At 44.3% G+C, this 12475-nt stretch carries 12 protein-coding genes; 11 read left to right on the forward strand and 1 reads right to left on the reverse strand.

Annotation, left to right across the window (positions count from 1 at the left end):
- The first annotated feature begins 284 nt into the window (after nucleotides 1-284).
- The 10 genes from ABUA34_RS04230 (at nucleotide 285) to feoB (ending at nucleotide 9893) form a co-directional block, all read left to right on the forward strand.
- Entirely contained in the window at nucleotides 285-452 is a 168-nt protein-coding gene (locus ABUA34_RS04230) for a hypothetical protein (RefSeq protein ID WP_156333013.1), read from the forward strand.
- Nucleotides 453-553: 101 nt separating this feature from the next.
- On the forward strand, nucleotides 554-700 hold the full coding sequence (locus tag ABUA34_RS04235; protein WP_156329483.1) for a hypothetical protein: 147 nt from the start codon (nucleotides 554-556) through the stop codon (nucleotides 698-700).
- 233 nt (nucleotides 701-933) lie between these two features.
- Nucleotides 934-1911: a TAXI family TRAP transporter solute-binding subunit gene (locus ABUA34_RS04240; protein WP_022216943.1), complete on the forward strand. Its 978-nt coding sequence runs from the start codon at nucleotides 934-936 to the stop codon at nucleotides 1909-1911.
- A 124-nt stretch (nucleotides 1912-2035) separates the two neighbouring features.
- Nucleotides 2036-3223: a sodium/glutamate symporter gene (gene gltS, locus ABUA34_RS04245; RefSeq protein ID WP_055273905.1), complete on the forward strand. Its 1188-nt coding sequence runs from the start codon at nucleotides 2036-2038 to the stop codon at nucleotides 3221-3223.
- Nucleotides 3224-3238: 15 nt separating this feature from the next.
- Nucleotides 3239-3433, forward strand: a complete 195-nt coding sequence (locus ABUA34_RS04250; RefSeq protein ID WP_004851427.1) for a hypothetical protein — start codon at nucleotides 3239-3241, stop codon at nucleotides 3431-3433.
- 127 nt (nucleotides 3434-3560) lie between these two features.
- Entirely contained in the window at nucleotides 3561-4511 is a 951-nt protein-coding gene (locus tag ABUA34_RS04255; protein ID WP_349822886.1) for an arginase, read from the forward strand.
- A gap of 99 nt (nucleotides 4512-4610) precedes the next feature.
- Nucleotides 4611-5285 (forward strand): DNA alkylation repair protein, encoded by a 675-nt coding sequence (locus tag ABUA34_RS04260; protein ID WP_349822887.1) that lies wholly within the window; start codon nucleotides 4611-4613, stop codon nucleotides 5283-5285.
- Between the two features lie 35 nt (nucleotides 5286-5320).
- Nucleotides 5321-5947 (forward strand): methylated-DNA--[protein]-cysteine S-methyltransferase, encoded by a 627-nt coding sequence (locus tag ABUA34_RS04265; RefSeq protein WP_015534043.1) that lies wholly within the window; start codon nucleotides 5321-5323, stop codon nucleotides 5945-5947.
- A 33-nt stretch (nucleotides 5948-5980) separates the two neighbouring features.
- The gene (locus ABUA34_RS04270) at nucleotides 5981-7396 is read left to right on the forward strand and encodes an MATE family efflux transporter (protein WP_015534042.1); all 1416 of its coding nucleotides are present in this window, start codon (nucleotides 5981-5983) and stop codon (nucleotides 7394-7396) included.
- 160 nt (nucleotides 7397-7556) lie between these two features.
- On the forward strand, nucleotides 7557-9893 hold the full coding sequence (gene feoB / locus ABUA34_RS04275) for a ferrous iron transport protein B (RefSeq protein ID WP_349822888.1): 2337 nt from the start codon (nucleotides 7557-7559) through the stop codon (nucleotides 9891-9893).
- Between the two features lie 58 nt (nucleotides 9894-9951).
- On the opposite strand, the gene ABUA34_RS04280 is transcribed toward feoB, so the two are convergent.
- Complete coding sequence (locus tag ABUA34_RS04280) at nucleotides 9952-11256, reverse strand: MATE family efflux transporter (RefSeq protein ID WP_349822889.1); 1305 nt, start codon at nucleotides 11254-11256, stop codon at nucleotides 9952-9954.
- Between the two features lie 174 nt (nucleotides 11257-11430).
- Between ABUA34_RS04280 and ABUA34_RS04285 the strand changes: the two genes are divergently transcribed.
- Nucleotides 11431-12309, forward strand: a complete 879-nt coding sequence (locus ABUA34_RS04285; RefSeq protein ID WP_015534040.1) for an AraC family transcriptional regulator — start codon at nucleotides 11431-11433, stop codon at nucleotides 12307-12309.
- Nucleotides 12310-12475: the final 166 nt, after the last annotated feature.

Below are 12475 nucleotides of genomic sequence, written 5' to 3' on the forward strand. Positions count from 1 at the left end.
ACATCATTTTAAACTCATAACTATAACGCATAAAAATACCCTCCTTACTGGTTGTCCAGTAAAGAGGGTACATATCAGACAATGACTCCGCCGTTTATTTTGTTTATATTCCGGAGTGCTCCGGCATTTGCAATAAAATATGATAAAAATAATAAGCAGCAATACGGAGTTGACTTTTAAGTTTACTTATATACAATAGAAATGTGCCTTTTTATGCTGAAAATTTATATAAAGGGAGATAAAGAAAAATAAGAGACAGGAAAAATTACACATTTGTTACCGGGTTGAAGCGATTGGTTATTGCGGGGGTCGTTGCGGCGATGGTGACAGCATCTATGGGAAGTGTATGGGGAAATGGAGTTGTAACTACAAGCGCAGCTATAGCCAAGGTCAAGATTTATAAGAAGGCATTCCCAGACAGCAAGTTCAGGCAACAAGATAACCAGACTTGATGTGAGTAAGAACAAAAAGATGAAGAAAGCTTACAGCTCTGTCGACCGGAAACACACCGAAACTCAGAACATTGTATTGTGGTAATAATAGCTTAAAGACCTTGAATGTAAGCAAGAGCAGAAGTCTTCAAAAACTGTTCTGCAAGCCTAACAAACTGACTAAGCTGGATGTCAGAAAGAATAAAAAGCTTACAGCGAAGGGCGGCATTATTGATGCAGATAAGGGCGTAAAAATTATAAAGAAGTAAATAATATAGCTCTCATAGACGGATTCAGGATGATTTTATAGATATAAAATACAATTATCCATATCATTTTGTTAAATATAGTTGTAAAATAACAATAATGATGTACATGGTATATGGACGGCGATAATAAAGGGCGATAAGCCCTTTATTTCGTGTTATACGGGATTGTTGTATGGTGGTGGTAATAGCGAAGAGAAAGATCTTTCGCCAAGTCACGTAAGGAGGAAAATGAAATGAAACTGAAAAAGATAAAGAGGATGGTTGCAGTGGGAACAGCCATTCTGATGACACTTTCCCTTGCCGGGTGTGGCATCGGCAGTGATTCCGTGAAGCTGGGAGCCGCGGGAGTTGGCGGCGGATACTATGCGTTCTCCAACGCATTTGCGCAGATAGCATCCTCGGAGAATGAGGATCTTGATTTTGAGGTAAAGGCTACTGCAGGCTCCACGGCGAATATCAGGCTTCTGTCCGACGGATATGTGGACATGGCGATAGCCCAGGCGGATCTGGTGGATGCGGCCTACAACGGAACAGGCGCCACGGACAAGAAGAGGTACAGAGGGTACTCGGCAGTTGCCAGCCTGTACACTGAGGCGTGTCAGATCGTGGTGAGATCTGACTCGGGAATAGACAGCTTGGATGATCTTCAGGGCAAGAAGATTTCTGTGGGTGAGGAGGAGTCCGGTACCCAGAGAAATGCAGAGCAGATACTTAAGATGACCGGCCTTGTGGAATCCCTTGTGGACACGGTTAATCTCGATTATGTGGATGCGGCAAATGAACTCAAATCAGGACAGATAGATGCATTCTTTTGTACAGCAGGTATACAGACCTCGGTGATCGAGGAGCTGTCTAAGGAATGTGACGTAAAGCTCATCGGAATAGATGACAAATGCAGGGACAGACTAAAATCCGTGTACGGCTTCTATACGGATTACACCATACCAGCGGGAACCTACGAGGGACAGACTCAGGATGTTGTGACACTCGGTGTCAGAGCAGTGCTCCTCGCCAGGGATGATATGGATGAGAAGATAGTGGAGGAGCTCACAGGACTTCTCTTTGAACATGCGCAGGATATCCAGTATTCAATAGCACTCACCTTCCAGATAGATGAGAGTGAGGCTGTGAAGAACGTGACCATTCCATTTCATGATGGTGCGAAAGCTTATTATCAGAAAAAAGGAATAGAGATCCCGGCTGAACAGTAGTTGTCAGCTGCTGATAATAAATATACTGAATGCGGAAAAGAATATATGCAGATGATATTGGGTAAAATGGTATCTGATCACGGATGTCTGCATGTGTATATAATATAGATAAGAGAGGTCTTACATGGAGATACAGATAGATATGTATCAGACACTGGCGGTGTCAGTTCTGGTACTTATATTGGGACAGTTTTTGAAGAAAAGAATTAATTTCCTGGAGAAATTCTGCATACCGGCGCCGGTCATAGGAGGTCTGCTTTTCGCAGTCCTGACCTGTGTGTGTTACAGTCTTGGCATAGCAGAATTTACATTTGACGATACGCTGAGAGAGGTGTGCATGGTATTCTTCTTCACATCCGTTGGATTCCAGGCGAATCTCAAGGTTTTAAAGAGCGGAGGAAAGTCGTTGTTCATATTCCTTGGACTGGTTGTGGTGCTTATAGTGTCCCAGAATTTTCTGGCACTCGGGGTGAGTAAGCTGCTGCATCTTGATCCGCTTGTTGGACTCTGCACGGGATCTATACCTATGGTAGGTGGTCATGGAACTGCAGGAGCGTTTGGCCCGGTGCTGGAGGATTTTGATGTCAAGGGGGCAACAACTATATGCACGGCTGCGGCAACATTTGGACTTATCGCAGGAAGTCTTATAGGTGGACCTATTGGCAAGAGACTCATAGACAGGAAGAAGCTTCTGGACACTGCAGTTGCCGAGGACGACAGTATACTGGTTGAGGATGAGAAGAAACACGAGCGCCATACCAATATGTATGCGGCAGCTGTGTTCCAGCTCATCATAGCCGTAGGAATAGGAACCATCATATCGGAACTTCTCACAAAGACAGGACTTACATTTCCTATATATATAGGTGCGATGATCGCGGCTGCGGTCATCAGAAATATCGGAGAGTATTCCGGTAAGTTTGATATATACATGGGTGAGATCAACAACCTTGGTGGTATCTGCCTGTCACTGTTCCTTGGAATGGCGATGATCACACTGAAGCTGTGGCAGCTTGCAGAACTTGCACTTCCGCTGATCATACTGCTCTCGGCGCAGCTCATACTCATGATGCTGTTCACATATTTTGTTGTGTTCAACGTGATGGGCAGGGATTACGATGCGGCGGTTCTGTCCGCCGGAACATGCGGATTCGGTATGGGAGCAACGCCAAATGCCATGGCGAACATGCAGGCTATATGCGACCGCTATGTTCCTTCGGTCAAGGCATATCTGATAATACCGCTTATAGGAAGTTTATTTGCTGACTTCCTGAACAGCCTGGTAATTACATTTTTCATAAACATACTTTAGGGGGTATAACCAACTATGAGAGAAAAAAATAAAGAACAGCATAAAAAGCATCACAGATTCAACATGTCATTTGACAATCTGGCTATTCCTGAGGTGAACACAAAGAGCCATGATGACAATGAGGATAATGTGGGTGAGGATGACTCGTCTGTGACATATGACACGGTGGCAATCCCGGAGATCCACATAAGGAAAAAGAAAGACAAATAGTGATTAAAATCGTCCGGTTGTGTTAGAATACAGTCGGGCGATTTTTATATTAAGATTATTTTATCATTGACAGGTTAATCGATATTGCTGCGAAATTGACTTGTTATTGGATATATGGGGGTTGTATATGGGTGACAGCAAGGTGAAAAATGAGAATATGATTTTGGATTTTACTCACGTATATCGTGATGAGGATATAAAAGATATAGATAGATTCAGATACATAGATTGCTCTGATATACAAGAGACAGATATGTATTGTTCAAAAAATGCGTATGAAAAAATATGGGGCAGGATAGAGCCGTACGGAATCCAGGGTATACATTATATAGATTCGGGAAATTATCATTATATAACGAAGATTATAACAGATCATATAACCGAACCGTTTGGGCTGGTTATGTATGATCATCATACAGACATGCAGATACCTATGGTTCCAGAAATGATGAGCTGTGGAGACTGGGCGGGACAGACTCTTATACAGAATGAAAATCTAAGACAGCTGGTGGTTGTAGGTCCGCCGGAGTCAGATATAGAGCAGACTTTGGAAAGTTATAAAGGTTCCAAGGGGAGACAAGAAAATGTGGAAAGCTATAAATGTGGGTATAATGTACAAGATGCTGAGTACGATGATTCGTATGATATTTCCCGGGATATCTCAAGCGGAAGACTGTTGATATTTTCTGCCCAAGACCTGCATGGTGGACTGCCTGAGGATAAGCTGAACCATATCAGAACAGATCTGCCTTTGTACATATCTATAGACAAAGACGTCCTCGGAACAGAATACACGGAGACAAACTGGAGTCAGGGGGATATGTCAATCGATGGACTTGAACGTCTGCTCAGTGTCTTTCTTGGCGGTCAGGCTGAAGAAAAAAATACAGACGCTTGTCGTAATGATGAAAGATATGACGGTGGTATAAGACATTCAAGAATATTGGGCGTTGATGTATGCGGAGAGGTTCAGACAGATATTTCAGTGCCTGAATATCTTGAGGCGGAGGAGAAGAATGAGAAGGTCAATATCGAACTGTTTCGGTTTATATCGGAGCATGTGAAGAAATTCAGATAGTATTAGATATAATAGTTGTATACAATTATGAGTTAGAATAGAAAAATGTAGAAAATGGAAAACTAACAACGAGAAAATTAGAAAGCGTAAGGTGAAAATATGGAGGAGATTCAAAAGCATCTGTTTGAACTACAGGATATGGCATACAGAGATTTTCACAGCAGGCTTATGCCTGACACCGACAAGGAGACTGTCATAGGCATAAGAGTTCCCGTGCTCAGAAAATATGCAAAGAGTATAGCTGGAACAGAACTGTCAGAAAAGTTTATAAAAGAACTTCCACACCATTATTACGAGGAAAACAATCTTCACATGATGCTCATAACCAGGATAAAGGACTATGATAAATGTCTATCAGAGGTAGAGAGATTTCTTTCGTATATAGACAACTGGGCAACCTGTGATTTTCCGGCACCGAAGTGTTTTGAAAAGCACAAGGAAGAACTGCTACCGGTCATCAAGCGCTGGATTGCCTCAAGCGAGACCTATACTATAAGGTACGGAATAGGAATGCTCATGAGACTTTATCTTGACGAGGATTTTGAGCCTGAGTATGTGAAGCTTGTGGCGGGAGTTGAGTCTGATGAGTATTATGTCAACATGATGATAGCGTGGTACATGGCTACAGCTCTGGCAAAGCAGTGGGATGCGGTAATTCCGTACATAGAAGAACACCGCATGTCCGACTGGGTTCACAGAAAGACAATACAGAAGGCTGTGGAGAGTTACCGCATAACTGATGAGCAGAAGAGATATCTTAAGGGATACAGATAATTACATAATCGCAACACAGGAAAGGAAAAATACAAATGACAACAAGAGAGGAAGCTTTGGCATACGGTCTGTCGTTTCCTGACACGTATCAGGAGGCGCCATTTCACGACCAGAATTGGCAGCTTGTGAGAGTCAAGGGAAGCAAGAAGGCATTCCTTTGGACTTATGAGAGGAATGGATATATCAATCTGAATGTGAAGGCTGATCCGGAAAGCCGGGATTTCTGGAGGCAGGCATTTGAGTCTGTCATACCGGGTTGGCATCAGAACAAAGAACACTGGAACACTATCATACTGGATGGAAGTGTGCCAGAGGATGCTGTGAAGCAGATGATAGCGGATAGCTATGACATAGTAACCTACAGTCCGACAAAGAGGATCTACGATGCGGTGAAGAAGATTCCGAAGGGATGTGTTGCAACATACGGCCAGGTTGCGGAGATGGCAGGTGACAGGAAGATGGCGAGAGCCGTGGGCAATGCACTTCATAAGAATCCTGATCCTGAGAATATACCGTGTTACCGAGTGGTGAATTCCAAGGGTGAGCTTGCGGGAGCATTTGCGTTCGGTGGAGCAAATGTCCAGGCGGACCGCCTGAGGGCAGACGGCATAGAGGTTGAAAATGACCGGGTAGACCTGAAGAAATATGGAATGAAAAACTGAGTCGCAATACAGACAGAAAGGCAATACAGAATCATGACATCTGATAACACAAAGACAAATGAAAATCAGAACAATCCCCTTGGATATGAGAATGAGGCACATCTGCTCACAACCTTTGCCATACCGTGTATCATATCCATGCTGGTGACAGCACTTTATAATATAGTTGACCAGATATTTATAGGACACGGAGTGGGAATGCTTGGAAATGCTGCGACAAATATAGCATTTCCTCTTTCAACGGCATGTACCGCGATATCGCTTCTTCTTGGCATAGGAAGTGCGACCAGCTTTTCATTGAAGCTTGGTGCCGGAGATGAGAAGAAGTCGGCTGAGGCAGCAGGAAATGGAATCTGTCTCATGGCGATATTTGGCGTGGCACTTTTCCTTGTGACGACAATATTCCTGACACCTATGCTAAAGGCATTCGGCGCAACTGACAAGGTTCTGCCATTTGCACAGGAGTACACAAGGATAACAGCGATAGGTTTCCCATTCCTGATAGCGAATACCGGAATGAGCAAGCTGATCATGGCTGATGGAAGTCCGAGGTATTCAATGATATCCATGCTGACAGGTGCCATCATCAACACTATACTTGATCCGATACTTATATTCGGGCTCGATATGGGTATGCGCGGTGCGGCGCTGGCAACTATCACAGGACAGATCATATCATTTGCCATAAGCCTCAGATATATGTTCCATTTCAAGACAATACATCTTACCAGGGAAAGTTTTGTTATGCGAGGAGAGCCCTGCGGCAATATATTCAGATTCGGTGCGTCGGCGTGTTTCAATCAGATAGCCATGGCGATAGTCCAGGTGGTCATGAACAATACTTTGTCAAGATACGGAGCACAGTCGGTGTATGGAGGCGACATACCACTTGCGTGTTCAGGAATAATAAGCAAGGTAAACATGATATTCATGGCGATCGTTATAGGAATATCACAGGGAACCCAGCCGATCATAGGCTTCAACTATGGTGCAGGAAAGTACAGGAGGGTGAGAAAGACTTATCTTCTGGCGCTGGCAGCAGCATCAGCTCTGTCGGTGGTGGCATTTGCAGCATTCCAGATATTCCCTAGACAGATCATAAGCGCATTTGGAGAGGGAAGCGAGCTGTACTTCCAGTTTTCAGAGAGATACTTCAGGATATATATGTTTCTTACCATCGTAAATGGAATCCAGCCGGTGACATCAAACTTCTTCAACTCTATAGGAAAGGCGAGACTTGGTGTGTTCATGTCACTCACAAGACAGATACTATTTCTGCTTCCTCTCATCATCATATTCCCTATATTCATGGGGATCGATGGTGTCATGTATGCGGGACCGATAGCGGACGGAATAACTGCGATTGTCTGCGGTGTGTTTACGGTGAGGGAACTTAAGGAACTGACTTCTATAGACAGAGATGCACATGAAAAAGCCGTGAAAATATAGACGATAATCAGGATCTATATATTGCGCATACAACGCATCGTGCTATAATTGAGAAAAAATATCAATAAACATAAATAGACGGCATTCGACAGACGATTTTGTGGTACTGAAAGACTGCGTGGATGAATCTGGATGAATGATGAAAGAAGGATAATCAATTATGACACTGAGAGATTTGAAGGTAGGACAGAGTGCCAGAATAAAGGCAGTTGGCGGTGAAGGAGAGCTAAGACAGCATTTCCTTGACATGGGTGTTATACCCGGTGCGGAGCTCACCCTTGTGAAGCTTGCTCCGATGGGCGATCCTATGGAGTTTCAGATCCATGGATATGAACTTACACTCAGACTGGCTGATGCAGAGCAGATAGATGCAGAGCAGATAGAGACAAGATCCAGAGCCCACACCAGAGTTGAGATCATAGAGGAGAAGGAACATCCAGGACTTGGCGAGGAAGGAAAATATCACGTCAAAGGGGACGGTGATCCGCTTCCAGAAGGAACAAGACTTACATTTGCCCTGGTTGGCAACCAGAACTGTGGAAAGACGACTCTGTTCAATCAGCTCACCGGATCAAATCAGCATATAGGCAATTTCCCTGGAGTAACTGTCGACAGAAAAGATGGTCCGATAAGGGGCAGGGAGAATACTTCCGTGACGGATCTGCCTGGAATATATTCGATGTCTCCTTATAGCAGCGAGGAGATCGTGTCCAGAAACTTTGTGATTGATGATCACCCAAAGGCTATCATCAATATAGTAGACGCTACTAATATAGAGCGAAATATGTATCTCACAATGCAGCTTCTTGAGATGGAGATACCGGTTGTCGTCGCACTCAACATGATGGATGAGGTCACAGGCAATTCGGGCTCCATAGATGTAAATGGGATGGAGGCCATGCTTGGAACCCCGGTTGTTCCCATATCTGCGGCAAAGAACGAGGGTGTGGATGAGCTTGTAAGACACGCCATACATATAGCCAAGTATCAGGAAAAGCCTGGAAGACAGGACTTCTGTGATGAGAATGAGTTTGGCGGAGCTGTACATAGATGTATACATGCGGTGGCGCATCTTATAGAGGATCATGTAAAGGCAGCAGATCTGCCACTTAGATTCGCTGCGACCAAGATCATAGAGGGAGATCATCTCATACTTGAAAGGCTTGGACTTGATGAGAACGAGAAAGAGACGATAGAACATCTTATAATCCAGATGGAAAAAGAGCGAGGACTTGACCGGAGTGCAGCCATAGCTGATATGAGATTTAATTTCATAGAAAAGGTATGTGAAAATTGCGTAGTTAAGCCAAAGGAGAGCAAGGAGAGGATCAGAAGCGAGAAGATAGATCGTATCCTCACCGGAAAGTATACAGCAATTCCGTGCTTTATCGGTATCATGCTGGCGGTGTTCTATCTGACATTTAACGTGATCGGAGCAGGTCTGCAGAAACTATTAGAGATGGGGATAGATGCGCTCACGGTTCAGGTGGGAAAGCTTCTCACCGCAGCAAATGTAAATGTAGTCGTCAAGAGCCTTGTTATGGATGGAATATTTGCGGGTGTCGGAAGTGTGCTCAGTTTTCTTCCGATCATAGTGACTCTGTTCTTTTTCCTGTCGCTCATGGAAGACAGCGGATACATCGCCAGAGTTGCATTTGTCATGGATAAGCTGCTCAGGAAGATTGGACTTTCCGGCAAGAGTATAGTTCCGATGCTGATAGGCTTTGGCTGTACGGTTCCGGCCGTCATGGCAACCAGGACACTCCCGAGTGAGAGAGACCGAAAGATGACTATTCTGCTCACTCCATATATGAGCTGTTCGGCTAAGCTTCCTATATATGCGTTCTTTGTAAGCGCATTCTTTCCTGGAAAGGGCGGTCTTATTATGGCAGGGCTTTATTTCCTTGGAATTGCGATAGGAATAATTGTGGCTATGGTTTATCGGAGCACATTGTTTAAGGGCAATGCGGTTCCTTTTGTCATGGAGCTTCCAAATTACAGACTTCCGGGTGCGAAGAACGTAGGCCAGCTCCTGTGGGAGAAGGCAAAGGACTTTCTTCAGAAGGCGTTCACAGTTATATTTCTTGCAACTATATGTATCTGGTTCCTTCAGAGCTTTGATATGCACCTCAATATGGTGAAAGACTCGCAGGACAGCATACTTGCTGCGATAGCCGGACTTTTGGTGCCGATATTTAAGCCGCTTGGACTTGGCGACTGGAGAATATGTACGTCGCTCATAAGCGGTATCATGGCGAAGGAGAGTGTGGTATCCACACTTGAGATATTGTTTAACGGATCAGTGACCGCAGCTATCACAACCAGGGCTGCAGCATCGCTGCTCGTATTCAGCCTGCTTTACTCGCCTTGTATAGCAGCCATCGCCTCCATCAAGAGAGAGATGGGGCACCGCTGGGCTATCGCCGTAGTGATATGGCAGTGCGTTGTGGCGTGGCTTGCAGCATTTGTGGTGTATATGATAGGTGGAATTCTGTGATAAAAGCCTGAAGTATGGGGCTGATACATTCTGGAATACGTTTGGTATTAGTATATTATCACACCAGTTTCTTCTCTGTCCACTTTCCGCTTCGCCAGCGCAGGACCATACCCACTGCGCGCACACATTCGTCACAGGTAAGGCCTATGTAGGCGCCGGTTGCAAGGAGCCCAAGGTGCAGGCCGAACATCCATGTACCGCCGACAGCACACACGTACATAAAGACAGCTGCTATGACAGCTGGGAATACCGCATCTCCGCTGGTCTTTAAGGCCTGGCCGTAGACAAGGTTTGTAACTCTGCCAACCTCGAGGATGATGTCAATAGCAAGGAGCCTTGTGACAATATGTACCATGTCCGGGTTGTCGGTGAACAGTTTCATGGCCCATGGGGCTGTGACTGCAAATAAAGTTTCAAGACAGGTCGCCACGATCACACCGATGATGGCGGCCTTTTTGGTATCTCTTTTACATGCATCTATATCGCCGGAACCGATATGCCATCCGGTCATGATGGCATTTGCCTGGGCGAGCGCTGAGCCGACGCAGTAGGAGAAGTTGCTTATCTGGACTGCGTAGGATCGTGCCGTGACATTTATTCCGTCAGTATCCATCTGGTTCAGAAACTTGACCACCAGCATCATGGCGACATTGTACAGAACGGATTCGAATGCAGATGGCAGTCCGACTTTGATGATCTGTGAAAGGACAGTTCTGTTAGAAAGCCTTTCGGGATTTTTCCCTGCTTTTACAAGGGTGCAGGAGAAAAAGATAACAATTGCAAGGTTGATAACCTTGGATATGACTGTCGCTGTAGCGACACCCTGCACCCCTTTATGCAGCGCAAAGAGAAAAACTGCATTTAAGGCGAAGTTTACAAGGTTGCCGATTATGGTAGCGATGAGAGGCTGCTTTGTGTGTCCAAATGCCCTTAGGTAGCTTGCAAAGATTGGAATCAGAGCATTCAGAAAACAGCCGCCACCCACGATCTCAAGATAGCTCATGGCAGGTTCTCTGAGGTTTCCGGCTATTCCTATCAGATCAAGAATATTTTCGGAGAAAATGAACAGGAATATAGACATTCCCATACCTATGACTGAGTTGAATATAAGACCAAGCTGGCGTGCCTGATAAGCAATCCCAGGTCTGCCTGCGCCGATATTCTGAGTCATGACCGTCATCATGCCGGATGATATGATGGAGAACATGATGATGAACATTCCGATATAACTGTTGGCGGTTCCGACAGCACCCACGGCATAGTCCCCAACTGATGATAGCATGAGTGTGTCAACCATACCGGACAACATATAGAAAAGTGTTTCAAAACATATAGGTATAAAAAGTGCAGATAATTTCTTCATATAACCGTTGCTCCTTTGCAGACTAGTGCCAAATTATATATTGTAACTAAATTGTATAATATCGCATTTCCACAGGCTGAATCTTGTACTATATCAATCAAAAGTTGCACATATTCCACATATGGGGTAGTATGACAACGTAGTATGAGACAAATGTGGAGGTAGGAGATTAAGATGTACGCAGAATTAAAGGAAAATCATCCACACGGAACAAGAGAATATCCATTTTGTGAGTATCATATGAGATACTGGCCACATGCATTCCAGATCCCGGTTCATTGGCATGATGAGGTGGAGATAATATATGTAAGGAAAGGTCCACTTATGGTTGAGATTGATGGACAGAAATTTATAGGGGATGACGGAGCTGTATATATAGTAAGTCCGGGAGTGTTGCATATGATGGCCGCCCCGGAAACACCGGTGGATTATTTTACATTTCTGTTTCCGATGGAATTCATATCATTTCAGACCAAGGATGAATTGGAGGATGAGATATTTTTCCCTCTTAGGAATCACACACGGGAATTCAGACCTGAAGTGACGAATCGGAATCTGCTTGAAAAACTTATACCTATTCTTGATGAGTTGTCAGAGGAAAATGGGAAATTTGGAACACACAGACAGATACAGGTGAGAATCAGACTGTTGCAGGTTGTAGATCTTTTAGTGGAATACGATCAGCTTGAAGCGAAGACAGGGAGAGCGTCAGGTGGACTGGAAAAGGAGATACTTATATATATACAGGATAATTATCATGAGCACATAAGTCTTGCTGAGCTTTCTGAACATTTTCATCTGTCGGAAAAGTACATGTCAAGATTCTTCAGTGAGAGATTTCACATGACGCTCACACAGTATGTGAACTATGTTAGACTTAAGTATGCAAGGCATCTTCTCGAGTCCACAGATCTGTCGGTTACCGAGATTGCCATGAAATCAGGTTACCCAAATGTAAGTTATTTTATCAGGAAATTTTCTGCGGCGGTGGGAGAACCACCGTTAAGATATAGAAATGGTAAAGCTGTGAAAGATCAAAAAAACAGAATATAAAATTCGAAAAACTTGATGGCTGTTGACGGAAATTGGAGATAACAATATAATGGTAATACAGTTTTATGACGTTATATTAAGAGCATCTGAGGAGACCGTGAATGAGAATCAGACAATTTAGAGAAGACCACTGGGATAGGCTTCCCACGATAAGACTGCAGAAAGC

This window comes from Coprococcus sp. RTP21428st1_C9_RTP21428_210409 (assembly GCF_040227395.1).
Classification (GTDB): Bacteria; Bacillota; Clostridia; order Lachnospirales; family Lachnospiraceae; genus Coprococcus; species Coprococcus aceti.

Bases quoted from the DNA above. Each gene is read 5' to 3' on its own strand.
- gltS (WP_055273905.1), top strand. From the start codon at position 2,036: ATGGAGATACAGATAGATATGTATCAGACACTGGCGGTGTCAGTTCTG.
- ABUA34_RS04285 (WP_015534040.1), top strand. From the start codon at position 11,431: ATGTACGCAGAATTAAAGGAAAATCATCCACACGGAACAAGAGAATAT.
- ABUA34_RS04265 (WP_015534043.1), top strand. From the start codon at position 5,321: ATGACAACAAGAGAGGAAGCTTTGGCATACGGTCTGTCGTTTCCTGAC.
- ABUA34_RS04280 (WP_349822889.1), bottom strand. From the start codon at position 11,256: ATGAAGAAATTATCTGCACTTTTTATACCTATATGTTTTGAAACACTT.
- ABUA34_RS04240 (WP_022216943.1), top strand. From the start codon at position 934: ATGAAACTGAAAAAGATAAAGAGGATGGTTGCAGTGGGAACAGCCATT.
- ABUA34_RS04270 (WP_015534042.1), top strand. From the start codon at position 5,981: ATGACATCTGATAACACAAAGACAAATGAAAATCAGAACAATCCCCTT.
- ABUA34_RS04260 (WP_349822887.1), top strand. From the start codon at position 4,611: ATGGAGGAGATTCAAAAGCATCTGTTTGAACTACAGGATATGGCATAC.
- feoB (WP_349822888.1), top strand. From the start codon at position 7,557: ATGACACTGAGAGATTTGAAGGTAGGACAGAGTGCCAGAATAAAGGCA.
- ABUA34_RS04255 (WP_349822886.1), top strand. From the start codon at position 3,561: ATGGGTGACAGCAAGGTGAAAAATGAGAATATGATTTTGGATTTTACT.
- ABUA34_RS04250 (WP_004851427.1), top strand. From the start codon at position 3,239: ATGAGAGAAAAAAATAAAGAACAGCATAAAAAGCATCACAGATTCAAC.